The organism is Fibrisoma limi BUZ 3, assembly GCF_000296815.2.
Taxonomy (GTDB): Bacteria; Bacteroidota; Bacteroidia; order Cytophagales; family Spirosomataceae; genus Fibrisoma; species Fibrisoma limi.
In genome coordinates, this window is record NZ_CAIT01000004.1 from 1 (window position 1) to 25,963 (window position 25,963).

Consider the following 25,963-nt stretch of genomic DNA (forward strand, 5'->3'; position numbering starts at 1 on the left):
TACCGACGTAACCGAGCAACTGGCCCCTGGACTGGCTGATGCCGGTCTGGTGTGCGCGGCCCTCTGGTCCGACTACGACAACGATGGTTGGCTGGACCTACTGGTCACCGGTGAGTGGATGCCGGTCATGGTGTTTAAGAACCGCATGGGGCGTGGGGTTAAGGGCACGGAACAACCGTCCGATGGTCGAGAACCAGCCTTTGCACTCAGCACTCAACCCTTAGCGCCCGCGGGCTGGTGGAATAGTCTGACCGCTGGTGACTTTGACAACGATGGCGACATGGATTACGTAGCCGGGAACCTGGGCCTGAATACCCGCTACCGGGCGTCGGAAAAGGAACCCGTTTCAGTGTATGCGGCCGATTATGACCAGAACGGGACGCTTGACCCAATTATAACCTGGTTCAATCAGGGTAAAGAGTATTCGGCACACCCCCGCGAAACGCTGACTGATCAGATGCCCGCGTTCCGCAAACAGTTTACTTCCTACGCTGCCTACGGCAAAAAGCCATTTTCCGATATGCTACCAGACGAGCAGCGGTCCAGAGCGCTGGTGCGACGGGCTACGTATTTCGCGTCGGTTTATCTCGAAAACAAGGGTGCGGGTACGTTTCGCGTACGGCCACTGCCGACCGAAGCCCAACTGTCGCCAGTGTTCGGCATGGTCCCGGCCGATGTAAATGAAGATGGAAATCTGGATTTGCTGCTGATCGGCAACGACTACGCAGCCGATGTTCTGTCCGGCTGGAACGATGCAGGGATTGGCCTGTATTTGCAGGGCGACGGCCGGGGCGCTTTTAGGCCCGCCCCCGTTGGTCGTTCCGGGTTCGTGGTGGATAGAGATGCCAAAGCCCTGGCCGAGCTGACGCGACCATCGGGGCAACCGCTTTTCCTGGCTACGCAGAATCAGGACAGTCTGCGCGTGTTTGCACCAAGCCGACCCTTACAGAGCAAAACGATTCGACTGATGCCGACGGATCAGTACGTTCTGGCGACACTGCCGAACGGAAAAAAGCAGAAAATAGAGGGGTATTGGGGCGCATCGTACCTGGCTCAATCGTCGCGAACGGTGCGGTTGCCGGTCGGTACATTAGTCGCGGAGGTTGTCGGCCTGAAGGAGCGTCGAACCGTCAGGCTGATGGAGGAAGTTGCCCATAAATGAACAAAGCCCGGACGGTTGGAGCCATCCGGGCTTTGTTTATGAAAGCGATTTATTTTTCGTGCTTAAACACTTTTACCTGATACACGTAGCTCTGCATCCGCTTGATCTGCTGCTTGCGGGGCAGATGCACCAGGGTATTTTTTCGGTTCAGGTTCAGCGGAATGCCTTTCAGCGAATCGCTCGGAATGCTTTCCAGCGCCTTGAAGAGGTAGTTCGTTTTTACCGCGAAGCTAACACCCTCAGAGGTGGTCTGTTTGGCGCTGATGATACCAATCACATTACCCCGCTCGTCAAGCAGCGGACCGCCCGAGTTACCCGGATTCACGCTGATTGCCACCTGATAGGCAACCGTATCGCCCCGGTAGCCGGTTCCCGAACTCAGGTACCCTTCTCCATACACGATCTCCTCGCGTGGGTAACCCAGGGTGAACACGCGTTCGCCCAGCTCGGAAGACCTTCCGTCGAAGCTATACGGAACAGTTGGTAGTGGCTGAAAAGCGCTATCCTCGCGAAGCTGGAGAATAGCCAGATCATGCTCCTTATCAGAGTGGACCACCCGCGCTTTATACACTTCGCCTTTCTGACTCTGTACGTAAATTGAATCAGCCTCCTGCACAATGTGATTGCTCGTTATAAAATAGCCATCGGCCGTCAGCAGAAAACCCGTACCGGCTACCTGACCCGGGTTTACGCTCAGGGCGCGGCTCCGGCCGGTGATATCGTTCAGAAGTTGCTTCTGGGACGATTTTATGGCCTGAATATCCCGCCGAAGCAGGCTGTACTGCTGTTGTTGCTGGTGGCTTTGCTGGTATTGCCGATACAGAAAAATTGTGCCGAACGTTGTCAGTAAAGCTACCGAAGCTGCCACGGCGAGTGTGGTACGGTAAGTCTGCCAGAACGTTCGGATGCGACCGGGCTGTACCGTTTCATCGCGGTACAATCCAGCTTCCTCACGCATTGATTCCATATTTAGCCCTGCGTGAATCTGTGCGAGCTGCTGCCGGAACCGGATGCGCTCGCCGTACGCCAGCAGCGCACGTTCAATATCCTGGTCGTCGTTCGTTTCCATGACTTTAATGGGTTGCAGTGGTTGGTTACTGGTTTACGGTTTTCAGTGCACTGTTAATGACAGGAAACCCCGACAGTACTGACATCACTGGTGGGATTTGCCAGTTGTCCGCTGAAAACCGTAAACTGACTAACCGTATAGCTACTGTTTGTATTCCGAGAAAAACAACCGCTTCAGTCGCTGAAGACACTTGTATTTCTGCGTTTTGGCATTGTCGGCATTGGTGTACCCGAATTTTTCGGTGATGTCCTGCATGGACAAATGCCGCGTATAAAAATCTTCCAGCAACGTGCGGCAGGGTTCGCCGAGTCGTTCGAGCGAATCCGTCATCAGATCAAACTGACGGTTTCGTTCCTCGTGGTCGGTCAGGTCGTCGTCTACCGCAACGACTGCTTCTGTATCATTAATAAAATGTCGGTTTCGTTGAGCCAGTTGTTTGAGCCACAGCCGCCGACCTACCGAATAGAGGTACGTCTTCAACTGACAGTTTAGCTCCAACGAGCCGTGCGTCACTTTCTCATACAACACGACCAGCACCTCCTGATAGATGTCCTTAGCATCATCCTCGCTACCGCTGTTGCTCGTCACGAAATGCAGAACCATCGGAAAATACCGACGGTAGAGTTGTGTCAGTACGGCATCGGAGCCGCTGGCCAGCCCTATCAGCAACTCGTCGTCGGTCAGCAGTACTCCTCCGCTACTTCTTCTCATTACGTTGCGTCACTACTTAATACGGATACACCTTAAACGTAACCCAAAAAAAGTTAAAAAATAGTGGGTTACCTTTTCGTAAACGGTGTATTAAAGTCGACAATTTACCATTAACAACGCTTAAACACCCCAAAATCATGAAAGCTATTGCAAAATCTGCGTTCTTCTTCATGGCAATGATCGCCCTGGCTACTTCTTGCTCATCTAAGAAGACTGAAACTGAATCAGCCGCTGGTACTGAAAGCACGATGTCTACGGATTCATCTACGATGATGTCTACCGATTCAACGATGGCTACGGACTCAGCGTCAACGATGTCATCTGATAGCGCTCGTTAATTAGTTGAGGCACGACTGCCGGTTAATTACCGACATCGCTATACAACCTACGGAAAACCCCGCTTCAATGTGGGGTTTTTTTGTTGGCTTTATTATAAAGTAACATGCCATTTCGTGGGTTCGTTTCCGTTCATACCACGATTCTCCACTATTGTACAAGATCGTTTGCCTGCCTGTTAAAAAATAACAAACTTTATAGGGTTCGATAAATCTATTCATCAATGGCTGTTATCTCCCTGACTATTAACGGCAAGAAGCGCACGATCAACGCCGATCCGCAAATGCCGCTGCTGTGGGCCGTTCGTGATGTGGTGGGGCTGAAAGGTACGAAGTTCGGTTGCGGCATGGCGCAGTGCGGAGCCTGCACCGTACACCTGAACGGAAAGCCCATCCGCTCGTGCATCACTCCTGTTTCGACCGTTGCCAACAAGAAAATTACGACCATTGAGGGCGTTGGCAGCGAAGCCCGCTTACATCCTGTTCAACAGGCGTGGATCGAAGAGCAGGTCCCGCAGTGTGGCTATTGCCAGTCCGGCCAGATTATGTCGGCCGTGGCGCTGCTGAACACAAACCCAGACCCAACTGATGCCGAGATTGATCAGGCCATGAGTGGTAACATCTGCCGCTGTGGTACCTACAATCGCGTTCGAAAGGCCATCCACCGGGCTTCAGATATGATGAAGGAATCCGCCCTGAAGACTAAATAATCCATGAAACAGCAACCTTCTTTATCCCTGAACCGCCGGGCGTTTCTGAAAACCGGCGGCCTGACCGTATCGTCGCTGGTCATCGGCTTCAATTCGGCGCAGGCTGGTAGCGAACTGGTTAATCTCAGCGAACGAGTGGCTGAGAAGGCGCTGGTGTCGCTGGAAGTCAGTCCGCTGGTCATTCTGGAGAATACCGGAAAGATTATTCTGATGGCGCACAAACCCGAAATCGGACAGGGGACGTTCCAGTCGATGCCCCTGATTGTGGCTGAAGAGTTGGAGGTATCGCTCGACCAGGTAGAGATCCGGCAGGCAATGGCCGATAAAAAATTTGGGAATATGGGCGTCGGGGGTAGCTATAGCGTTCGGAGTGAATGGGCAAACCTTCGTAAAGCCGGAGCAGCCGCCCGCGAGATGCTGACCCAGGCGGCAGCCAAAACCTGGAACGTTCCGGTGGACGAGTGCTACGCCAGAGAAGGTAAGATTTTTCATAAGCCCACCGGTAAAAGTTCCTCCTACGGTGCGCTCACCGAGATCGCCAAAACACTCGACGTACCCAAGGAACCGAAGCTGAAAGACGCCAAGGAGTTCCGGCTCGTTGGGAAGCCAAGCAAACGCCCGGATATTCCGGCCAAAGTGACCGGGCGGGCAAAATTCGGTATTGATGCTGAAGTGCCCGGGATGCTGTATGCCTCCGTTGACCGAGCCCCCGTCATGCAGGCTACCATAAAGTCGTTCGAGGATACGGCGGCTAAAAAGATACCGGGTGTTCAGCACGTGCTGAAGGCTGAGCGGAAGATGAATAAAAACACCTTTCAGGGGGTTGCCGTGCTGGCGGATACTTACTGGGCTGCCCTTCAGGGACGACGGGCGCTGAAGGTTGAATGGGATAACGGCCAGTACGGTGCGTTTAATTCGGCCGATATAACGGCCAGGTTTAAGGAGTTGGCCAAAACGGATGGGCATGTCGATACCAATAAAGGCGATTTCGATACTGCCTTTGCCGGGGCCACCAAAAAACTGGAGGCTGACTATGAACTGCCGTTCGCGGCACATGCACCGATGGAGCCGCAGAACTGCCTGGCTTCCGTAAAAGGCGATACGGTCGAAATCTGGACATCGACCCAGCTACCCGACGATGTGCAGAAGGAAACGGCAAAATACCTCAATATTCCGCCCGAGAACGTAATGGTGCATGTGCTGTTTGTAGGGGGCGGTTTTGGTCGCCGGTTATTTCTGGACCAGGTGATGGAAGCCGTGTACCTGTCGAAGCAGGTGGGCCGGCCGGTGAAAGTGGTCTGGACCCGCGAAGACGACATGGCGGGCGGTCCGTACCGCCCGGCTACGTACAGTCGGCTCCGGGCCGGATTTGATGGCGCTGGTAAGCCGGTCGCATTTCAGCACAAAGTGGTGGCCCCCTCTATCAACGATACGCAGTTTGGCAGTAAAGACCCCGCCAAACGACAGGATGATGGCGCTATGGAGGGCCTGAAGGAAGCCCCCTACGATATTCCGAATCTCCGGTTCAACAACGTTTTCGCCGACGTGCCGGTACCGATGGGCTGGTGGCGGGCCGTCTATTCAGCAACGACCTGCTTTGCGCACGAGAGCTTCGTGGACGAAATGGCCCATGCCGTCGGGCAGGACCCGCTGGCGTTTCGATTAAACCTGATCGGGGAAAATACCCGCATGAAAAACCTGCTGACGTTCCTGCGCGAGCAGAGTGGCTGGGAAAAGCCCTTGCCGGCCGGGTGGGGGAAGGGCGTTGCGTTCTGGCAGTTTTTCGCCGGGCAGGCCGGGCACGTCGTATACGTATCAAAAACCGACAAAGGGGTCAAGATCGAAAAGATCGTCGCGGCCGTTGACTGCGGCACGGCCGTAAATCCGGACAACGTTCGCTCGCAGATCGAGGGAGGAACGGTTATGGGGCTGACGGCGGCTCTGAAAAGTGCGATTACGTTTGAGGAAGGCCGCGCCAAACAAACCAACTTTCACGACTATCAGATGCTGCGTCTGAACGAAACGCCACCCATTGAGGTACACATCCTGCCGAGTTCTGAGTCGCCGATTGGCGTTGGGGAGCCAGGCTTGCCGCCCGCAGCCCCGGCTCTGGCAAACGCCATCTTTGCGGCAACGGGCAAACGCGTTCGTAAGCTGCCGTTCGATATCAACGATCTGGGGTAACCCGATTGTCGTCTGACTGGCTCTGGTTGAACTCTTCAACGTCCTGCCAGGAGTCCAGATCAATGGCCGCCGGCTCAAAACCGACTTCAGCGAGGTCGGTTTTGTTGTTTTTCAGGATGTACCGAGCGCCCTGATCGCCGGTAAGGGCCAGCAGTTTGTCGAAATATGATTGGGTGAACAGAGCCGGTACGCCCACCGAACCCGCATAGCGGCAAGCTACAATCGGCTGGCCGGTTCGTCCGTGCGTGTCAATCAATTCCTGAATCAGCTCAGGCGTAATCAACGGCTGGTCGCAAAGGAGCACAATCACTGCGTCGAGCGCAGGATGCTGTGTCAGCAACGAATCCAGCCCAGCCTTTAGCGACGTAGCCATGCCGTCCGACCAGTGCGGGTTGTCGACGATCGTAACAGGGTAGTTCAGAAGTTCGGGACGTACGTTGTCACGGTTGGCCCCAAGTACCACCGCTACGGGACCATCCGGACAGGCCGTCAGGGCGGTCTGCGTAATACGTTGGATCAGAGTCGAGCCGTTCAGGGCTAGCAATTGCTTGGGTTGGCCTCCAAAACGGGTTGCTGCCCCAGCCGCCAGAATAATGATGCCGATACGCACGCCGTTAGTCAGGATTCGATGGGTGTTGGCTGTTCCACCGGCTGGTGAATAGGCGCGTTCTTGAATTTAAGCGGACGGGCTGAAGTCTGCCGAAAAACAGCCTGCACTTCCGACACAATGGAGAGCGCAATTTCGGGCGGGTTTTCAGCGCCGATGTCGAGGCCAACCGGCGCAAAAATTCGGTCGTAGTCTGATGGCTGCACAACATCGGCAAGTTCATCAAGGAGTGCATCGCCCCGCTTTTTCGGGCCCAGAATACCGATGTACCGAATGTCGGTCTGGAGCAGTTCGCGCAACACCGACCGGTCGAATTTGTAATTGTGCGAAATCAGGACGGCCGCTGAGTATTGATCGATGGTTACTGACTGCCTAACGTTATCGCGCTGAATAGCCAGCAACTGATCGGCCTGGGCAAACCGTTTGGGGTTGAGGTGCGCTACGCAGTCGTCGGCGACGACCACGTGCCAGCCTATCATCTTCGCCTGTGCCACGAGCGGAATGGCGTCATAGCCCGCGCCGAACACCAGCAACTGAATATCCGGTTTGAGCTGTTCGGTAAAGAATTCACCGTTAGGCAGGGGTTTCGACAGTTCGACCTCGCGCCGGTCCTGAAGAATCTGATCAAGTACTTCGAGCGAGTTGTCCGAATCGGCCGGGTTGAGCGGCTCAATCATTACATCCAGTACCCCGTGGCAGCCGAGGCCAATGCCGAAGTTTTCGCCGTCGGGCTGGGTGGTGTCGTAGGTCACGAGCCTGGCCTGACCGGATTGCATCACCTCGCGGGCCTTACGCAGGGCATCGCCCTCCAGACAACCGCCACTGATGGCACCGGTCCAGTGGCCGTCGTCGGTGATGAGCATCCGCGCTCCGGGTCGCCGGTAGCCGGAGCCTTTCAAGCCAATCACCGTAGCCAGCGCGGCCTTACGCTGGGTGAAGTCGACTTTTCGATACGTGTCAATTATATGTTTGAATTCGCTGATCATGCGTGCCGTTCTTCTGATACGTTTGTCGCTGCACTTTCCAATACGGAAATTTACTAAACATAGAACTATCCACAAACGATTCGGGATGAGTGGATATCGTAATGTTAGTATAGAAAACGAGCAGACGCTGGCCATTGGCCGGCCCGGCCGCTTTTGTGTAGCTTAATTAAGGTTTATACTTAAACGCTAGGATTTACATATCAACTACCTGATATTTTTTCATTGTGGCTAATTTATCCTGAAATATTACTAAATTGAATCCCTGCTTTTAAAAAGAGTTGCGCTTCTACGGTCAGAAAGAAGCTATTATACTTAACGTACTGTGAGATTTCTTTTTTCGGCGTTCTGGATTTTATCCGCCAATGTACTGCTGGCCCAGACGGACCCATACGCGTTTATGCGGTTAGGGCGGTCGAGCGGGTTGTCACACCAGCAGGTTAACTGTATTCTGAAGGATAAACAAGGTTTCGTATGGTTCGGTACGTTATCAGGACTTAACCGCTTTGATGGGTATACCTGCAAGGTGTTTCGGCAGAATGTGCAGGACACAACGTCTCTGAACGATAATTACATCGAGACGCTCGTGGAAGACCCGGCCGGGCGGCTCTGGATACGCAACCGGAAAGGCATAACGGTGTATGATCCGGTAACCGAACGCTTTGATCGACGCCCCGACGCTCTTGCCCGTTCGTACGGTTTGCCCGATGGAAACATTACCACCATTCGGCCAGGCAAACGCGGCACGTACTGGTTTCTGCACAACAATCAGGGCGTTTTTGGGTATTCGCCCACCACTCAACGTACTGTGCGCATTGCTCACGCACGCCAGGATACAGCATCGCTTCGTGACCATACCATCACTGATATTGCCGAGGACGGTCTGGGTCATTTGTGGGTGATTCATCAGTCCGGGCTGCTCGAAAAACTGGACAGACGCACGCACCGGGCCGTTTACCGAGCCTTCCTGGTCAGGACGGCTCCGACTGAAACCGCTAACTTTAAGCTGTTTGTTGATGCGGATAACGATGTGTGGGTACACGAAAGCAAGGGGGAAACGGGCGCTTTCTACGTCAATTCGCGGAGCCAGACCGTGTCGCGGCTGCACACCGGAGCGACCCGCGGCCGACTGAACAATAACCTGGTACGTAGTATCATTCAGGACAGTAAAGGACAAATCTGGCTCGGGACGGACCATGGTGGCATCAACGTCCTCAATAAGAACGACTTTTCGGTTCGTTACCTGCTGAATCAGGAGGGTAACGATAGAAGCGTGAGCCAGAATACCATTTATACCCAGTACTGCGATGACGCTGGTATTGTCTGGGTCGGTACCTACAAAAACGGCGTTTGCTACTACCACCCGGATCTCATTCGTTTTTCGGCGTTCCGTCATAGCAACACCACCGCCAGCCGTTTGCCCTACGACGACGTCAATGCGTTTGCGGAGGATGCGCGTGGTAACCTCTGGATTGGTACCAACGGTGGTGGTCTTCTCTATTTTGATAGGCAACAAACTACGTTTACTACGTACCGCAGTAACTCCTCAAGCAACAGTTTAAGCAGCGATGTGATCGTGAGTCTGCTGGTTGACAAACAACAGCAGGTCTGGATCGGGACTTATCTCGGGGGGCTAAATCGACTGGAAAACGGCCGCTTTACTCGTTATCTACACCGCGACGACCAGCCCGGCAGCCTGGCTATCAACAGTGTATGGGAAATTTTTGAAGATGCCCAACGCAACTTCTGGGTCGGTACGCTGGGTGGGGGGCTGGACCGCATGAATCGAGCAACCGGATGGTTTGACCATTACCGGATGCCTAAAACGCCCTATCTGCATTCCGATTACATTTCCGCCATTCAGGAGGACCGATACGGAAACCTCTGGATTGGACACGGGTACGGGGTAGACATCTGGGACCGTCGGAAGCAGAAATGCATACACTACACCGCCAGTGATAACACCCGCCAGGGGCTGAGTCATAACAACGTGACCGCCATACTCGAAGACGGTCGGGGATGGATATGGATTGGTACCATTGAAGGCCTTAATCTGTACGATCGGCGAACGGGTACGTTCCGCTTTTTCAAAAAAGAGAATGGCTTATCCGATAACACAATTCAAAGCCTTGTTGAAGATGACGCCCATAACCTCTGGATCGGCACGCCCAACGGGTTAAGTCATTTATTGATTCAGTCCAAGGGGACTACTAATCACACGTTTACGTTCCGTACTTACGACGAAGCGGATGGTTTGCCAAGCAATCTGTTTAACGATAATGCAGGGATCAAAACGCGCCGTGGCGAACTGGTCTTTGGTGGACCGAATGGCTTCACGGTGTTTGATCCGAAAACGTTAGGCATCAATCGCCAGATCCCCAAAATTGTGCTGACGGACCTCCAGGTGTTCAATCAGTACGTCCGGCCGGGCGAGCGGTATGAAAACGATGTCCTGCTGGACCGCTCCATCACCCAAACCCAGGAACTGACGCTGACCCACCGTCAGAATATGTTCTCGATTGGGTTTGCGGCTCTCAACTATTTTCATCCGGAAAAAAACACGTACCAATACAAGCTGGAAGGCTTCAACGACAACTGGATAACCGCCGATCCGCAGGTGCGCAGGGCTACGTTCACAAACCTGAATCCAGGCACGTACACGTTTTTGGTGCGGGCGGCCAACAACGACGGCGTCTGGAATACCGATGGAGTTCGGCTGCAGATTACCGTACTACCACCGTTCTGGAAAAGCCCCACTGCTTTGATTCTGTATATAGTGCTGATGCTGGGAGCTTTGTGGCTGGCCCGGTGGGTCGTGCTCGAACGGGCCCGTATTACGTTCCAGTTGGAGCAGGAGCGGCAGCAGGCTCAACAATTGCACGAGCTTGATCTGATGAAAATCAAGTTCCTGACCAACGTTAGCCACGAGTTCCGTACGCCGTTAACGCTTATCCTGAGTCCGCTGGACCGGCTCCTGAAACACACCAAAGACCCCGGCCAGTTACGTCAGTTTGAGCTGATTCAACGGAATGCCAGACGGCTCCTCAACCTGGTGAATCAACTTCTTGACTTCCGGCGCATGGAGGTGCAGGAACTGAAACTGAACCTGGCTCAGAACGACGTCATCAAGTTCAGTAAAGAGATCTTTTATTCGTTCTCCGACCTGTCGGAGCGTAAGAACATTCGCTTTTCGTTCCAGGCCAATGTAACGGAGGTGATTATGTACTTCGATCCCGACAAACTGGAGCGGATTCTGTTCAATCTGCTCTCCAACGCCTTTAAGTTTACGCCGGAGAACGGGAAGGTTTCACTACGTATCAACGCAGTTGAACCGGGCGAACAGGATGTATCGGCAGAGCGAATGCTGGAAATTGGCGTCAGCGATACAGGCATTGGGATTCCGGCCGAAAAACACGAACAGATTTTTGAGCGGTTCTTTCAGAACGACATTCCCGGTACGCTGGTCAACCAGGGCAGCGGAATTGGTCTGGCCATTACGAAAGAGTTTGTGCGCCTTCATGGCGGACGCATTACGGTCGATAGTGCTCCCGACCAGGGTAGTACGTTTACGGTACAGCTCCCCATCCGGACGGAGGCCGAGCAACCTGCAACGTACCGACCCGTGCAGGAAGCCATTGAGCCGCGTCTTTCTTCTGGCAACGGTTCCGAAACCGTTTCCAGCAACGGAAGAGCCGAAAAGAAAGCAACCGTACTGCTCGTTGAGGATAACGAAGACTTCCGGTTCTACCTCAAGGACAACCTGCGCGAGCAGTATACCATCCTGGAAGCTGCCAACGGTCGCGACGGGTGGCGCCAGGCGCAGACCCACCTGCCCAACCTGATCGTCAGCGATGTGATGATGCCTGAGATGGACGGTATTACGTTGTGCGGAAAAATCAAGAACGACAAACGCACGGCCCACATTCCGGTGCTGCTGCTCACGGCCCGCAGTGCTGAAGAACAAAAGCTGGAAGGACTGGAGACCGGTGCCAGCGATTACATCACCAAACCGTTCAACTTTGAGATTCTGCAGGCCCGAATCCGCAACCTGATTGCTCACCGCGATCTGCTGGAGCGGGCGCTACGTAAGCCGGCCGACATTAGCCCGAGCGACATAGAGATTACTTCGCTGGACGAAAAACTAATTCAGAGAGCGCTGAGCATTGTGGAGCAGAACATGAGCAACGCCGACTTCTCGGTGGAGGAGCTGAGCCGGGAGATGGGCATGAGTCGCGTTCATCTGTACAAAAAACTACTTGCGCTGACTAACCGCACACCGATCGAGTTTATCCGGACGGTTCGTTTGCAGCGGGCGGCTCAGTTGCTGGAACGGAGTCAGCTAACCGTTGCGGAGGTAGCCTATCAGGTTGGCTTCAATAACCCGAAATATTTTACCAAATACTTCAAGCAGGAATTTAATACGCTACCCTCGGCTTTTGGCAAAGAAAAACCGTCGGATACGCATCAGGAGGCTCATTAAACGGCCCGTGGTTACGCCTGCACCCCGGATTGTTACGATTTAATACCCCTGCGTCTTGATTGGGCCGCGTAGTTTTGTGAGAGCTTTGAGACTATACTATGCCCTCTAACAAAAATCATCGACTGCAGCGAATTTATCTGGTTGTGGAAATGACGCTGTACGTAGCGATTGCAGCAGCCTCTGCTTATTTCGTCATCCAGTAACACCAGTGCTGCTTTATCAAAAAGGCCAATCGATTTCGCCGGGAATCGATTGGCCTTTTGCGTTTCTATCGTCAGGCTCGTATCTAGTCGACAATGGCCTGGTTTGACACCGCGCCAACTGCCTCCGGTGTAGCGCCAGGCTGCGTTTTCGCCCTGCGATCGGCCAGTACGCTGATCCGGTACACAAACCAGATACACATAGCAATTACGGCCGAAACCACGTACCCCAACACATCGTAGTGCTCCAGCGGGCTGGTTTTGCCCGGCTGCGCTACAATCAGGCCGGCCACCACCGCCCCCAGTCCACCGGCAATCTGCTGCAACGACGATGTAATGCTCATGTAAGCGCCCCGGTCTTTCAGGTCCGGGATGCTGGTGTTCAGCGCTGTTGCGGGAATGATCCGGCTCATGATGCCCATGAACATAACCACGTTGATCGCAATAACTGTCCACAGTGGTACGGGCGGCATATTGGTGTAAATGACAACCATGATGATGGCCAGCACCGACCCGGCTGTAAACAGGACGAATTTACTGATCCGGTCGCTGAGTCTTCCGACCACCGGCATGATAATGATGGACGATATACCCGTGCACAGAAAGACGAAGGGCAGTTGCTCCTGCGCAATCTTGACATTGTTGATCAGATACGCACTGCCAAACGGCATCAGCATGAATCCGCCAATCGACAGAAACGCAATCGCCAGGAAACCGGTCTGGTAGGTTTTGTTGGACACCGTATCCCGCAGGTGCGCAAACGCGTTCGTCTCCGATTGCAGGGCAAGGTGCGTGTTCACCGGCTGCATCCGCAGCCAGACAGCCAGGCCAATCAGGAGTGCCAGCAGCACAATCATCAGAAAAGGAGCGTGCCAGCCCCACTGGTTGGCCAGATACAACCCGATAGGAATACCGAGCACCTGGCTGGCCGCAAATCCCATCTGCACCACGCCCATCACGCGCCCTCGCTGATTCAGGGCGAACACGTCTGTGATGATGGCCATTGAAATAGAGCCGATAACGCCCCCAAACAAGCCGGTTATGATGCGGGCAACCAGTAGCATACTATAGCTGTTGGCCAGTGCGCAGAACAGCGTTCCGCCAATGAAACCAATGTAGAAGAAGAGCAGCAGCTTTTTGCGATCGAACCGATCGGCGAAGCCGGCTGCCAGAATCCCCGACGCTCCGGCGCTGAAGGCGTAGGACGATACAACGAGACCAAACTCTTTGGGCGACATGGCCAACGTTTTCATCAGGATGTCGCCCAGGGGCGATAGCACCATGAAGTCCAGAATGACCGTGAACTGCAACAGCGCCAGGATGGCAATCAGAAACTTTTGATACGAGGTAAAAGCGGGGACAGGTTGTTTGGGCGTTTCCATTCGTAGGGTGGTTAGTCTAATTCGGCACAGGCAAAACCCTGACAGGTAATCAGGTCAATTATATCCGCGGGGGTCAGTGTAGCCGATACAATTCGGAGTACACAGTCAACATCCTGCTGATCGAGGCTCCATCGCTCAATCCCACAATGGGTGTTCAATCGGTTCTCAATGGCTAATCGGTCGGCAGCGGTAAGGATGTTGGTCTTAAAAATCAGGATGTGGTCTAAAGGTGTAGTCATACGCAGGCATATTTACTCGTAGTTGTCAGGGAGTCAGTGCTTTAATAACCAGCTTTAGTGCATCTGCCAGATGCTGATCAGAAAGCTCAAACGCATTACCACCCAGACCTTTTTTAGCGCTGTGAAAACGTAGCAGGGTGTACAGGGGTCCATAGGCCACGCTCCAGAATACTTCGGGCGTTACGGGCGTAAGCTCCTTGTTCCGGATGGCCCTGTGGAGAAACTCCGACATAATCTCTTTGAAAGCGACCATACTTTCTTCCAGTACAAACTCGCCGTAGGGCGATAACCGGATCATCTCGTAAAAAGCGACCTCCTGTGGATACTCGAGCCAAAACCGGGCCCGATTCTCCCATTGCTTCGTTAACCCCTCGGCAAAAGGCATCTGGGGCGAAAAATCCCGAAACGTATGGGCAAAAAACGTCTGCCCAACCTCCAGACCAATCTGCCTGATCAGATCATCTTTATCACGGTAGTATATGTACAGCGTTGCTACGGAAATGCTGCAGGCTCTGGCCAACTTGTTGACGCTGAAGCCGTCGAAGCCATCGTTCACGATCAATTCAATGGCCTTCTGCTTGACCAGTTCCTGCTTGTCTGCGTTTCTTGTTCGCATAGCTGTAGTTCGAGCACAAATATAAATCAATTTAATAAGTGAGCGATCACTTATTTATAAAATATGGTGAATAGATGCCCGAATGCTGGAGCTATCCTGACGATACATGCTGCTTTTAGTTGTCGACGTTCACCAGCGGATAAACCATGATCGCGAGATCTGATTGCTGGATAAAGATAAACGGCAGCTTATCGAAAACTACCCCCGAAAATTGGCTAGGCTGAAACCGCTGAATTCAGTCGGGTCTGATTCTAAAGTCGAACAGACAAGCCCATAAACGAAGATAGATCGTAAAAACTGGAAAAGGCCGTTACGCGCACATGATGTCCTTTGAGCTGAAACCGAGTACCAATGATGTTTAAAACTTCGGTCCATACTTAACATTATATACCCTGTTCAGAAACATTTGATCTGATCTATTTTACAAAAGAGGCCCCTTTCTGAAACAAGTCATACCCTTCCCTCGGCACGGCTCTTGGTAATTTTGTCAAATAAAAACTGGCTTTTATCTAATTATTGATGTGTGTCGCAGACTTTGATCCTTTTCAATCTTCAATTAGTACAGCGACTATTCCTATCCCTTACCCTTAACCGAGCTGGGCTTATATGCCAACTCACTAGCCAACGTCTAATTCTGTTTTTTCAACCCAAAACCTTATGTCGATGACACAAGTGTACAGCCGCAGGCAGAGGTACGTTACCTTAGCTGACAGCAGGCTTTTGCGGGCGGGAACGTATGTGGCCCTCGCATTCATGCTTCTTCTCTGGTCGGGAGTCGATAGTCTTGCCCAGACCCGTAAGCGGATAACGGGTATTGTGACGGCTGCGCCCAATAATGAACCGCTGCCGGGCGTCAGCGTTGTGGTCAAAGGATCGTCTATTGGCGCCAACACCGACGCTAAAGGGGCTTATTCCTTAGAGGCTCCGGCCAACGCTACGTTAGTTTTTTCCTTCATTGGGTACGTCAAGCAGGAAGTTGCCACAGGTAACCGGACAACGGTTAATGTGTCGATGCAGGAAGATGTTTCCAATCTGAAGGAAGTCGTGGTAGTTGGATATGGTCAGATCAAACGGGCCGATCTGTCGAGCGCCCAGACCAGCGTTACGTCGGCCGACATCCAGAAAACGGTCAACACTACGTTGGAGCAGGCTCTCCAGGGCCGTTCAGCGAACGTGTACGTAACGCAGAACACCGGTCAGCCGGGCGGTGGTATCTCGGTAAATATTCGTGGGATCAACACCATCAATGGTTCCAACGAACCGCTCTACGTTATCGATGGTGTACAGGTTCAGGGCGCACCGGGTGGTTCCTACGGGGTTACCAGTTCCATCAACCCCCTGGCCGGGCTAAACCCATCCGATATTGAATCGATGGAGATTCTGCAGGGACCTTCGGCCACGGCCATCTACGGCTCGCGGGCAACCAACGGGGTTGTGTTGATTACAACCAAGCGCGGTAAAGCCGGCCAGACTAAGATCAACTATAATTTCCTGTATACGTTGCAGGACACACCGAAGCTGCTGCCTACGCTGAACCTGCGGGAGTACGCCGTGATGGTGAATGAGTACCGTCAGTTGAGCGGTCAGACACCGATCCTGGAGTTTCAGGACCCGTCGCTGCTGGGCGAAGGCACGAACTGGCAGCGCGAACTGTTCCGGCAGGCTCCGTTGCTGAAGCACCAGCTTAGCCTGAGCGGTGGTAACGACAAGACAACGTATTACCTCTCCGGCGAATACTTCAACCAGCAGGGCGTAGCGGTTGGCTCGTCGTTCAATCGGTATTCAGTACGTCTGAACGTGGACAACCAAACCCGTAGCTGGTTAAAAATCAGCAGTAACTTGAACCTGAGCAAGACGGAAGACAGGGTAACGCAAACGAATAACGACCTGATCAACCTGGCCATCGAGCAGTCGCCGAACATTCCGCTCCGGAATCCGGACGGTTCGTGGGGCGGCCCGACCAATCCGCAGTTTGCCGTAAACAACCCGATTGCCATCGCCAGCCTGATCGACAACCGCGTAAACCGAGCCAATATTCTGGGCGGGCTAACGGCCGACATCAACCTGTTCAAAGGGCTGGTATTCCGCAACTCGTTCAACGGCAGCGGGCAGTTCAGCACCAATAATACGTTTACGCCGACCTACCAGTTGGGTACCATTATCAACAATACCGCTTCGGCCAACAAGGGCAGCGGCAACAACTACTACTGGAACCTGAACCAGTTGTTGCAGTACGATACGCAGTTTGGCAAGCACAGCATTAACGCAATTGCCAGCCACGAAGCTCAGGAAAGCACCTATGAGGGGCTTTCGGCCGGTATTCAGGGGTTCGTTACGAATAACATCGCTGAGTTGCCGCTGGGTGACCCCAAAACCGCAACCAACAGCAGCTACAAAGGCTCTTGGGGTATGGAATCGTACCTGGCACGGGTCAATTATACCTACAACGACCGCTACATTGTGCAGGCTGCGTTCCGGGCTGATGGTTCGCCGAGCTTTGCGCCGAGCAAACGCTGGGGGTATTTTCCTTCGGTGTCGGCGGCCTGGCGAATTTCGGAAGAGCCGTTCATGAAGCAGATTCCGCAGATCAACGAACTGAAGCTCCGCTTTGAAACGGGTCTGACCGGCAACCAGGGCAGCACAGGGTATTTCTCGGCCCTGCAACCCGTAGCAACGCAGTGGGGAACCGGGTATCTGGCCCGCAACTACGCGAACCCGGAGTATCAGTGGGAGAGTACAATGACCTACAATCTGGGCTTCAACCTGAACATGTTCAGCAATCGGATCCAGCTCGAAGGCGACTTCTACATTAAGAAGACCGACAACCTGATCATGAACATTCCGCTGCCAACCTACATGGGTACGAGCGGTTCAGGATCAATCGGACCGCCGTTGGTGAACATTGGCGCGCTCGAAAACCGGGGCTATGGTATTACGTTGAACACGGTGAATATTGACCGGGCTGGATTCAAATGGACCAGTAACTTCAACGTATCGGGCTTCAAAAACAACCTGAGTAAACTGTACGCAGAAACCGCTACCCTCGACCGCCCCTACTGGTTCATGGAAAACTTCCTGGCCCGTTCGGTGGTTGGCCAGCCGGCTTTCCAGTTCTTCGGCTACGTGAAGGAAGGTATTTTCAAGTCGGTTGAAGAGATCAATAATTCAGCCATTCCGGCGGGTAATACCGTATCGCCGAACAGCACCTGGGTTGGCGACATCAAGTACAAAGACCTGAACGGCGACAAGATCATTGACGCCCGCGACCAGACGTTCATTGGAAATCCCTGGCCGAAAATGACGTTCGGCTTCACGAACAACCTGTCGTACCGCGACTTCGATCTGACCGTACTGCTCACCAGTTCATACGGTAACCAGATCTACAACTTCGTTCGGTTCCGCAACGAAAACCCCGGACGTACCAACGTCGGTCGGGGTCTGCTGGCGGGCGCAGCCAATTACGCTCGTCTGACCAACGACCCGACCAATCCGACCCTGCTCAACCCTGACGCTGATCGGCCACGGATTACCGGCTCCGACGCCAACGGGAATGCCAACCGCGCTACGCAGGATTACGTAGAAGACGGTTCGTACATCCGCGTGAAAAACATCCAGCTTGGCTATAACCTGCCCAAGTCGCTGGTTAGCCGGCAGAAAGTGGTGCAGGGGGTTCGGGTAACGGCCGGCGTTCAGAATGCCTTTACGTTCACCAAATACACCGGCTACGACCCGGAAGTGGGGGCGTTCGTAGGTAGTGGCTCAAACCCGGCTCAGTCGGTCATTGGCGTCGATTATGGTCGCTATCCGCTGACCCGGATGTACACAGTAAGCGTAGGCGTTGATTTCTAACCCATTGCATACATGAAGACGAATAGAATAACACGATATATCACCCTGGTCGCTTTCGTCGTGACGATGGCGAGTTGTAATAAAGAGTTCCTGGACCGGCTTCCGCTGGATACGCTGGTGGATGCTACGTACTACAAAAATGCCGACCAGGTGTTGATGGGGACGGCTCCCCTGTACAACATTGTCTGGTTTGACTACAACGATAAAGCTTCCTTTGCTCTTGGTGATGCCCGGGGCGGTACGTTGTTCTCAGGCAGTAGCTGGACGTCGCACGTGCGGTTCAATACGTCATCGAGCGAATCCGAAGTGGCCCTGACCTGGCAGTCGTTCTATAACATTGTGGGCCAGTGCAACACCATCATCCGGAACATCAATACGTATGCGGACGCCGGTGTGCCGGACAACATCAAGCGGCACGGTATTGCCGAAGCGCGTTTCATGCGTGGTCTGGCCTATGCCTATCTGGTGCGTAACTATGGCGCGGTGCCTATCATTACGGACAATACCAAGTTGCTGACCGACACGACGCAGGCCCGGAATACGGTCGAGAGCGTGTGGGAATTCGTGATCCGCGACCTTCGCTATGCCGCGCAGAACCTGCCCGCGACGCCCGTACAGCGGGGTCGGCTGACGAAGTGGTCGGCGGAAGGGATGCTGTCGAAAATGTTCCTGACCCGCGCAGGTCTGGGTAAGACGGAAGGCAGCCGCTCGCAGAGCGACCTGGATAGCGCTCGTTACTACGCCGGTGACGTGATCAAAAACAGTGGCGCGTCGCTTATGCCGAACTACGAGGATCTGTTCATGACCAAGAATAATAACAACCCCGAGAGCCTGTTCGCGCTTCAGTGGGTATGGAACGGTCCGCAGTGGGGGACACAGAACACCATGCAGTCGTACCTGGCGTTTAATTCGTCTATCACCGGTTTCAGCGATGGCTGGGGTATTGACCACGGTGCAACGGCCGACATTTTGAAAGCCTACGAGCCTGCCGATTCGATTCGTCGGAAAGCGACGTTCATGTTCCCCGGCGACCATTATAAGTACATCCACCAGTTGGTAGCTGACCCGGCTAATCCCGGCAAGCAGCTTACGCAGGAACTGGTTGTGCCGCTGACCAATACAAACCGCGCTAACGTGAAGAAGTACGTAGTCGGTCTGCCGATGGACAACGACGGTAAGGTGAGCTTCATGCACACCGAAATCAACAGCTACATGCTGCGGCTGGCGGAGGTGTACCTGATCTACGCCGAAGCGATCATGGGTAATGCTGCGTCGACCAGCGACGCCGAAGCGCTGCGCTATTTCAATGCCGTTCGCACCCGGGCCAAACTGGCTCCCAAGACAAGCATTACGTTCGACGACATTTTCAGGGAAAAGCGCATTGAATGTGCCATGGAAGGGGTACAGTGGTATGAGTTTGTGCGGTTGTATTACTTCAACCCGACCAAGGCGAAGGATATGCTGAGCAAAATGGACAAAGGCACCTACACCGTTACGCCGATTGCCAACAGCAGGACGCGGCAATGGAACATTGCGTACGCAGCTACGCCAACGACCTACCCCGTCACTGACGCCAGTTTCTTTGTGCCGTATCCGGACGTAGAACTGACAAAAGCGCCGAACCTGCGCAAGCCACCCGTACCGTTTGACTTCAGCAAGATGTAAGGATACCTGTTACCCCCAACCCCCTTCATGGGGGCTTTTAAGCCGGATGGGTTTAGCCCCTTTCAGGGGGTTGGGGGTGAGTAACAAACCAGAATTCACCCATGAAAACCAATAAATTACGCATACTGCCCCTTCTGGCCATTCTTGGTTGTCTGTCCTGGCTATCGGGCTGCCAGCAGGACGAGGTTAATGCTCCACCGGTCGTTGAACGATTCCGGCTGCTCGACCCAACAAAAAAAGACAGTACGTTCACGGCGGCTGTCCCCGGAACACTGCTGGTTATTCAGGGTAAAAACCTGAATAACGCCGTCAATGTCTATTTCAACGACTTCCCGGCCGCGTTCAACCCGGTGTATAATACGGCGGAGAACCTGATCATCACGATTCCGGCACAAACGCCAACGGCCGTAACGGCGCCGAAAGTGTCGAATAAAGTCAGGATTGTGACCACCCACGGCGAAGGTACGTTTGACTTCACGGTTGTGCAGGCACCCCCGGTTATTGCCAGCATTTCGAACGAAAATGCCAGCCCTGGCGACTCGATCACGATCGTCGGCGCTAACTTCTTTGGGGTCAGCAAAATCGTTTTCCCCGGTAATCTGGAGGTCGATTCGACCAAGTTTAAGCCAAACAAAGAAGGTACGCTCATCAGCGTACGTGTGCCGGCCAACATGACCCAGAGCGGACCGTTGTCCATTGTGGCTACGTTTGGCACGACGACAACGCCCGCACCGATCAACTACGTAACGGGGCCGGGGGTGTTGTGTAACTTCGATGATGTCAACACCTTCGCGGGATGGTCGGGTACGTCCAGTAAAGATGCTACGCTCTTTCCCGGTAACAAAGGCAGTTTCGGCTACCTGTCGGTCAAAGGAATCGTGGGTGGCAACAACGAGTGGTGGACAAGCGGCCGGTCAATCAACGTAAACGAAACGCAGTGGATTGCGCCGGCTAACCTGAAAGCTCCGGTCAGCGACTACGCGCTAAAATTTGAAATCTTCGTTAAAACGCCCTGGAAAACCGGTACGATGCTGATTACCCCCAACCGGGATGCGAAACCGACCAGCTATACGTATCGGTACACGCCCTGGAAAATCGGCACGGCTTCGGTTGACTTCCAGACGACCGGCTGGCAGACCGTAACCATTCCGCTGAGTGAGTTCAGAACCTCCAATGGCACCGGGGATTCTGCCCCTTCGTTGGAAGCGTTGCTGGGGGCTGCCGGTAAAAATCAGTTTCAGATGATGCTGGTAGCCGATACCGACGGAATGGGTGAAGTATCGATTGGGGTCGACAACATCCGGGTTGTGTCGAACAAAGCGGTCAAGTAAGCTTCGATAGCCTGGTAATGATACATTGATTATTCCTGCCTTTACCGATTACTGCTCACGTTCAGCGCAGTAACCAAAAATGCTCCTGGTTTTCGGGAGCATTTTTGGTATCATGGAGATCACCTGTTTCAGACAGTATTCCTACGCACGTGCCTGGGAGATATTCGCGTTTTTGCTTCTTTTCCGAGGCTGATGGTATTGGCCAAACCCGGTGGCTTTCCTTCTTCGACAATTAACCTTCGGAATAGCTGTGATTCAGAACTCAACGAATCGGGTGCGCACTAAAAAAAATTACCGTTCAATAGGGGGATGCGGTTGTTCGGCTGTCTTGTGTGGGGAAGCGTATGTTCATCGACAGAAGTATGATAGATTTGCAGCGGAAATCAGTCTCTCAACCACCCAGTGCAACTATCTGACCAGGAAATACTGTCTGCCATACAGCTTGGCGACGAGCGGATGTTTGAAGCCGTGTTCCGGCAGCATTACAACCCGCTTTGTCAGTATGGCTACTCGTTTCTGAAAGACTGGGACGATACCGAGGAGGTCGTGCAGGCGGTTTTTATGGTCATCTGGGAAAAGCGTGACGCGCTGGAAATCAATACGTCGCTGAAGTCGTATCTCTACCGGGCGGTGCATAATCGCTGTCTGAACCGGATCAAACACCTGGCCGTTCAGGCTGAGCACCGGAACCAGGTCGAGGCTGACGTGACGCACTCGTATGAAGCGCCCGCACAGGTGCTCATGGCTAACGAGCTGTCGGAGCGGCTACACGACGCCATCCAGCTCCTGCCCGAGCAGTGCCGGCTGATCTTTATGATGAGCCGGTTTGAGGAGTTGAAGTACCAGGAAATTGCCGACCGGCTGGGGTTGTCTATCAAAACGGTGGAGAACCAGATTGGTAAGGCGCTCCGTATCCTGCGAACAGAACTGGCCGAATACCTGCCGGTAATTATGTTGTTGGGAATACGGATGTATGAATAGTTAAGGGGTTTGTGGTTCGTAGTTTGTAGTTAATCCGTGCGGAGCAACCACAAACGACAAACCACAAACGACAAACTAACCTAAAAACGATGGCGAACGATTACGCACAGCCTATAGATGACAGCCTGATCGGCAAGTACCTCGCCGGGGAGACCGACCCGGACGAGTCCGAGCGGGTGCGGCTATGGCTGAGCCAGCGTGATCCGTCCGCCGAAGACGATAATCAGAAGGAGTTTGAGCGGTTTGAGCGGATCTGGGAAACGGTCGCCCAACTCAAGCCGCCGTCGGAAGAGCGGAAAGCACCGGTCGATACGGATGCCGCCTGGCAGAAGATGCGGAGCCGGATGCAGACCGGCGGTACGACATCTGCTCCCGCGCCGTCGCCGTTTACGGTTGTTCGGTCCGACGAAAAAGACGTAGCGGGTACGGAGCGAAACGACCCCGTTGTCAAACCGCTGCAATCCAGCCCTCAGCCCGTCCGTTCGCTTTGGAGCCGGTACTGGCAAATCGCAGCCGCGCTCGTGCTGGTGTCAGGTCTGGGCTGGTTCCTGCTCAAAAATCAGCAGGCTGGGCCAGCGCCGGTGCCTCAACTGGCTGTTACTTCGGCCAGTAAGACGGTAGAAAAGATACTACCCGACGGCTCGAAGGTGTGGCTGAACCGGGGCAGTAAGCTGAGTTATCCGCAAACATTCGGCGACGACAGCCGCGACGTAGCGTTGACCGGGGAGGCTTTCTTCGAAGTGAAACCTGATCCGACGAAGCCGTTCCGTATCCGGGCTGGGCAGGCAACGGTACAGGTGCTGGGTACGTCGTTCAGTGTGCGGGCCTACGACAGCAACGTGCGGGTGGCTGTGCGGACGGGTAAGGTGTTGTTCAGCGCGAAGAAGAAAGAAGTAACGCTGGTTAAAGACGAGCAGGCCACGTTCGACAGCCAGGCCGATACGATCCGGAAGTCGCTTAAGGTTGACCCGAATCTGTTCGCCTACCGAACGGGTCGGCTGGCGTTTAAAGGAACGCGCCTGAGCGAGGTAGTGCAGACGATCAATGAGGTCTATCGGGCGGACGTTCGGCTGGCCAACAATCGGTTAACCAACTGCTTATACGCCAATACCGGTTTTGAAAATTACGACACGGTCGAGACGGTCGTGTACGTAGTCGCCGAAACAATGGGGCTGCGCGTTCGACGGGAGGGCGACCGGTTCATCATCGAAGGCGAAGGGTGCCCGCAGTAATTTTTGTGCTGTTGATAGGGGGAAACGCTGCAAGGGCTGTCTTATCAGCAAACGCATTTATTGCTATGTACATTCACCGTTACGTACTGGTGCTCATCGGATGGCTTACGTTCGCCGTTTGTGCCGCGAAGCCGATACCACCCCTTGAGCGTACCGTTACTCTATCAATCAGCAACGAGCGCCTGGACCGGGCGTTGAACATAATCGGTCGCGAGGGGCAGTTGAATTTTTCGTACAGCCCCTCGGTGATCAATGAAAGCAGTCTTGTGTCGCTGCGGGCGTCGAGCATTACGATCCGCGATGCCCTGAACCAGTTGTTTCGCGGGACGGTCACGTATAAATCGCGGGGTAACTACATCATCCTGCTCCGGGCCGAACTCCCCGAAGTCGACGACCGTCCCAAAAACTTCTACCTCGACGGCTATATTCTGGACCAGGCTACCGGCCAAAAGATCGGTCAGGCCAGTATTTTTGAAAAAACCACGCTGGCATCGGCTATCAGCAATCCCTACGGCTATTACCGAATCAAACTGCCCACCGAGCTACCGACGCTGCAACTCCAGGTTCGTAAGCAGAACTACGTGGGCGAAACGGTGCGGGTAACGTCGCGGCAATCGCACACGCTGAATATCCGGCTCGAGCCATCGCCCCTGAGCCAGGCCGTTCAGCCGCTTACTATCCGGCAGTCGGTCGATACGACCCGTCGCATCGCTGTGGCTGTGCAGCAACCTATTCAGCCAATTCTACTGGCCTCGGCTGATACCAGCCAGACGCCCAAAATCACGGCCTGGCAGCGCGGTAAACAGCGCCTGACCGATTGGTTCATGTCGACCAAATCGGAGATTCACGAAGCCAACCTGGTTGGCGATACGCTCTACCGCGATGTACAGATCAGCTTTTTACCGTTTGTAGGTACGAATGGAAAACTGAGTGCGCGGGTGATCAACCGGACATCATTCAACATTCTGGGCGGCTACTCACTCGGTAATACGGGCGTGGAAGTAGGCGGTTTCCTGAACGGCGTTCGGGGCGAAGTAACAGGCGTGCAGGTAGCGGGTTTCGGCAACGTAGTCGGTGAGCGGATGGACGGCGTGCAGGTGGCCGGCTTTGGTAATGCCGTTCGCACGACCGTGCATGGCGTACAGGTCGCTGGGTTTGGCAATGCCATTGGGGACGATATGCGGGGTATTCAGGTGGCCGGGTTCGGCAACGTAACGCTGGGCGGCTTGCCAGATGGCGTTCAGGTAGCGGGTTTCGGCAACGTGACCGCCCGTAATGTACGCGGTGTGCAGGTTGCCGGTTTCGCTAACATCGGTGCGGAGCAGGTCGATGCCGTTCAGATTGCCGGCTTTTTTAACCTGGCCGGACAACAGCAACGGGGTGTGCAGATCGCCGGTTTCGGCAACGTAGCCGCGGCTGAAGCGGCTGGCCTGCAATTGTCGGGCTTCTTCAACGTAGCGGGTAAAGACATTCAGGGCTGGCAGATTGCCGGTTTTTTCAACTCGGCGAAGAGCGTTACCAAAGGCACCCAGATTGGTTTGTTCAATTTCTCGGGCTATTCCAGAAACGTACCGATTGGCCTCCTGAGCTGGGTCCAGAAGAACGGCTACCGTCGGCTGGAAATTTCTACCGATGAGGTGAACCGGGCAAACCTGACCTTTAAAACGGGTAAGGCAGCCCTGTATAACATTTTTACTGCCGGTTCTAACCTGGAGGATTCCGATCGGCCATCCTGGAGCTTTGGGTACGGTCTGGGATCGGCCATTAACCTGCACCGGGGCTGGATGCTGAACTTCGACCTGACGGGTAATTACCGCCTGCCGGCCGGCTGGGCTTTCTTCGACGAGGGCAGCCAACTGTACCGACTGAGCATGGGGATCGAGAAAAAGCTCACCCCGGGCCTTGCCCTGGCAGTTGGACCTACTGTGAACTGGTTTAACAGCCGCAATGAAACGACGAAGCCTGATCGGGTCATCGATGTGCCAATTTTCACGGATCGCTTCGATACGTTCGGCAATTATAACGCCGGCTGGGTGGGCTTCCACGCAGCCCTGCGGATCTGTAGCCGGTAACTTTTTGGCTTCGCGTTTATTCCACCCCAAACCCCAGCAACGGCCGAACCGCTTCAGGGGTTTGGGGCGATGCGTTAAAGCTAATTTAACGTAGAAAAAGAAGTGCCTTTTCATAACGTACCAGATACGTATGCACCTACTGAAAAAATAATTTT

18 protein-coding genes are annotated in these 25,963 nt (G+C 53.9%); 11 read left to right on the forward strand and 7 right to left on the reverse strand.

Translation table 11 applies throughout. The features are described from left to right. Positions 1 to 1,162 (forward strand): FG-GAP repeat domain-containing protein (locus BN8_RS00565; protein WP_040005202.1); only part of this gene is annotated, 1,162 nt, incomplete at its 5' end. A gap of 49 nt (positions 1,163 to 1,211) precedes the next feature. On the opposite strand, the gene BN8_RS00570 is transcribed toward BN8_RS00565, so the two are convergent. Continuing rightward, positions 1,212 to 2,231 carry a S1C family serine protease gene (locus BN8_RS00570; RefSeq protein ID WP_009279802.1) on the reverse strand — a complete coding sequence of 340 codons (1,020 nt, stop codon included), beginning with the start codon at positions 2,229 to 2,231 and terminating at the stop codon, positions 1,212 to 1,214. Positions 2,232 to 2,372: 141 nt separating this feature from the next. Continuing rightward, positions 2,373 to 2,942, reverse strand: a complete 570-nt coding sequence (locus tag BN8_RS00575; protein WP_009279803.1) for an RNA polymerase sigma factor — start codon at positions 2,940 to 2,942, stop codon at positions 2,373 to 2,375. A 137-nt stretch (positions 2,943 to 3,079) separates the two neighbouring features. On the opposite strand from BN8_RS00575, the gene BN8_RS33105 reads away from it, so the two are divergent. The 3 genes from BN8_RS33105 to BN8_RS00585 all read left to right on the forward strand — a co-directional run bounded on the left by BN8_RS33105 (position 3,080) and on the right by BN8_RS00585 (position 6,171). Beyond that, the gene (locus BN8_RS33105; RefSeq protein WP_192579007.1) at positions 3,080 to 3,280 is read left to right on the forward strand and encodes a hypothetical protein; all 201 of its coding nucleotides are present in this window, start codon (positions 3,080 to 3,082) and stop codon (positions 3,278 to 3,280) included. 221 nt (positions 3,281 to 3,501) lie between these two features. After that, positions 3,502 to 3,987 carry a (2Fe-2S)-binding protein gene (locus BN8_RS00580; RefSeq protein ID WP_009279804.1) on the forward strand — a complete coding sequence of 162 codons (486 nt, stop codon included), beginning with the start codon at positions 3,502 to 3,504 and terminating at the stop codon, positions 3,985 to 3,987. A 3-nt stretch (positions 3,988 to 3,990) separates the two neighbouring features. Then, the gene (locus BN8_RS00585) at positions 3,991 to 6,171 is read left to right on the forward strand and encodes a xanthine dehydrogenase family protein molybdopterin-binding subunit (RefSeq protein WP_009279805.1); all 2,181 of its coding nucleotides are present in this window, start codon (positions 3,991 to 3,993) and stop codon (positions 6,169 to 6,171) included. Here the strand turns inward: BN8_RS00585 and BN8_RS00590 are convergent. Together BN8_RS00590 and BN8_RS00595 are read right to left on the reverse strand one after the other, a co-directional pair. Then, positions 6,155 to 6,781, reverse strand: a complete 627-nt coding sequence (locus BN8_RS00590; RefSeq protein WP_009279806.1) for a nucleotidyltransferase family protein — start codon at positions 6,779 to 6,781, stop codon at positions 6,155 to 6,157. The two genes, BN8_RS00585 and BN8_RS00590, sit on opposite strands and share 17 nt — an antisense overlap. An 8-nt stretch (positions 6,782 to 6,789) precedes the next feature. Continuing rightward, a complete protein-coding gene (locus tag BN8_RS00595; RefSeq protein ID WP_144051549.1) occupies positions 6,790 to 7,764 on the reverse strand; it encodes an XdhC family protein in 975 nt (324 codons plus the stop codon). Positions 7,765 to 8,086: 322 nt separating this feature from the next. Between BN8_RS00595 and BN8_RS00600 the strand changes: the two genes are divergently transcribed. Continuing rightward, entirely contained in the window at positions 8,087 to 12,241 is a 4,155-nt protein-coding gene (locus BN8_RS00600; protein ID WP_040005203.1) for a hybrid sensor histidine kinase/response regulator transcription factor, read from the forward strand. A 286-nt stretch (positions 12,242 to 12,527) separates the two neighbouring features. On the opposite strand, the gene BN8_RS00605 is transcribed toward BN8_RS00600, so the two are convergent. The 3 genes from BN8_RS00605 to BN8_RS00615 are packed head-to-tail and all read right to left on the reverse strand — an operon-like array spanning position 12,528 to position 14,678. Then, positions 12,528 to 13,823 carry an MFS transporter gene (locus BN8_RS00605; protein ID WP_009279811.1) on the reverse strand — a complete coding sequence of 432 codons (1,296 nt, stop codon included), beginning with the start codon at positions 13,821 to 13,823 and terminating at the stop codon, positions 12,528 to 12,530. A gap of 11 nt (positions 13,824 to 13,834) precedes the next feature. Beyond that, positions 13,835 to 14,062, reverse strand: coding sequence for a hypothetical protein (locus tag BN8_RS00610; protein ID WP_009279812.1), 228 nt, complete (start codon positions 14,060 to 14,062; stop codon positions 13,835 to 13,837). A 25-nt stretch (positions 14,063 to 14,087) separates the two neighbouring features. Beyond that, positions 14,088 to 14,678 carry a TetR/AcrR family transcriptional regulator gene (locus tag BN8_RS00615; RefSeq protein ID WP_009279813.1) on the reverse strand — a complete coding sequence of 197 codons (591 nt, stop codon included), beginning with the start codon at positions 14,676 to 14,678 and terminating at the stop codon, positions 14,088 to 14,090. A 753-nt stretch (positions 14,679 to 15,431) separates the two neighbouring features. Between BN8_RS00615 and BN8_RS00620 the strand changes: the two genes are divergently transcribed. From BN8_RS00620 to BN8_RS00645, 6 genes are all read left to right on the forward strand, one after another. After that, a complete protein-coding gene (locus tag BN8_RS00620; RefSeq protein WP_202806381.1) occupies positions 15,432 to 18,527 on the forward strand; it encodes a SusC/RagA family TonB-linked outer membrane protein in 3,096 nt (1,031 codons plus the stop codon). 12 nt (positions 18,528 to 18,539) lie between these two features. Then, positions 18,540 to 20,192 (forward strand): RagB/SusD family nutrient uptake outer membrane protein, encoded by a 1,653-nt coding sequence (locus tag BN8_RS00625; protein ID WP_009279815.1) that lies wholly within the window; start codon positions 18,540 to 18,542, stop codon positions 20,190 to 20,192. A gap of 101 nt (positions 20,193 to 20,293) precedes the next feature. Beyond that, on the forward strand, positions 20,294 to 21,523 hold the full coding sequence (locus BN8_RS00630) for a glycan-binding surface protein (RefSeq protein ID WP_009279816.1): 1,230 nt from the start codon (positions 20,294 to 20,296) through the stop codon (positions 21,521 to 21,523). A 402-nt stretch (positions 21,524 to 21,925) separates the two neighbouring features. Beyond that, on the forward strand, positions 21,926 to 22,504 hold the full coding sequence (locus BN8_RS00635) for an RNA polymerase sigma-70 factor (protein WP_009279817.1): 579 nt from the start codon (positions 21,926 to 21,928) through the stop codon (positions 22,502 to 22,504). 89 nt (positions 22,505 to 22,593) lie between these two features. Continuing rightward, on the forward strand, positions 22,594 to 23,736 hold the full coding sequence (locus BN8_RS00640; protein WP_009279818.1) for a FecR domain-containing protein: 1,143 nt from the start codon (positions 22,594 to 22,596) through the stop codon (positions 23,734 to 23,736). Between the two features lie 65 nt (positions 23,737 to 23,801). Beyond that, on the forward strand, positions 23,802 to 25,808 hold the full coding sequence (locus tag BN8_RS00645; protein ID WP_009279819.1) for an STN and carboxypeptidase regulatory-like domain-containing protein: 2,007 nt from the start codon (positions 23,802 to 23,804) through the stop codon (positions 25,806 to 25,808). The last annotated feature ends 155 nt before the right edge of the window (positions 25,809 to 25,963 follow it).

What these genes read in the sequence shown, in the direction of transcription:
- BN8_RS00645 (WP_009279819.1), top strand. Translation starts at nt 23,802, where the DNA reads ATGTACATTCACCGTTACGTACTGGTGCTCATCGGATGGCTTACGTTC.
- BN8_RS00610 (WP_009279812.1), bottom strand. Translation starts at nt 14,062, where the DNA reads ATGACTACACCTTTAGACCACATCCTGATTTTTAAGACCAACATCCTT.
- BN8_RS00615 (WP_009279813.1), bottom strand. Translation starts at nt 14,678, where the DNA reads ATGCGAACAAGAAACGCAGACAAGCAGGAACTGGTCAAGCAGAAGGCC.
- BN8_RS00620 (WP_202806381.1), top strand. Translation starts at nt 15,432, where the DNA reads ATGCTTCTTCTCTGGTCGGGAGTCGATAGTCTTGCCCAGACCCGTAAG.
- BN8_RS00605 (WP_009279811.1), bottom strand. Translation starts at nt 13,823, where the DNA reads ATGGAAACGCCCAAACAACCTGTCCCCGCTTTTACCTCGTATCAAAAG.
- BN8_RS00585 (WP_009279805.1), top strand. Translation starts at nt 3,991, where the DNA reads ATGAAACAGCAACCTTCTTTATCCCTGAACCGCCGGGCGTTTCTGAAA.
- BN8_RS00595 (WP_144051549.1), bottom strand. Translation starts at nt 7,764, where the DNA reads ATGATCAGCGAATTCAAACATATAATTGACACGTATCGAAAAGTCGAC.
- BN8_RS00570 (WP_009279802.1), bottom strand. Translation starts at nt 2,231, where the DNA reads ATGGAAACGAACGACGACCAGGATATTGAACGTGCGCTGCTGGCGTAC.
- BN8_RS00575 (WP_009279803.1), bottom strand. Translation starts at nt 2,942, where the DNA reads ATGAGAAGAAGTAGCGGAGGAGTACTGCTGACCGACGACGAGTTGCTG.
- BN8_RS00630 (WP_009279816.1), top strand. Translation starts at nt 20,294, where the DNA reads ATGAAAACCAATAAATTACGCATACTGCCCCTTCTGGCCATTCTTGGT.
- BN8_RS00640 (WP_009279818.1), top strand. Translation starts at nt 22,594, where the DNA reads ATGGCGAACGATTACGCACAGCCTATAGATGACAGCCTGATCGGCAAG.
- BN8_RS00580 (WP_009279804.1), top strand. Translation starts at nt 3,502, where the DNA reads ATGGCTGTTATCTCCCTGACTATTAACGGCAAGAAGCGCACGATCAAC.
- BN8_RS33105 (WP_192579007.1), top strand. Translation starts at nt 3,080, where the DNA reads ATGAAAGCTATTGCAAAATCTGCGTTCTTCTTCATGGCAATGATCGCC.
- BN8_RS00625 (WP_009279815.1), top strand. Translation starts at nt 18,540, where the DNA reads ATGAAGACGAATAGAATAACACGATATATCACCCTGGTCGCTTTCGTC.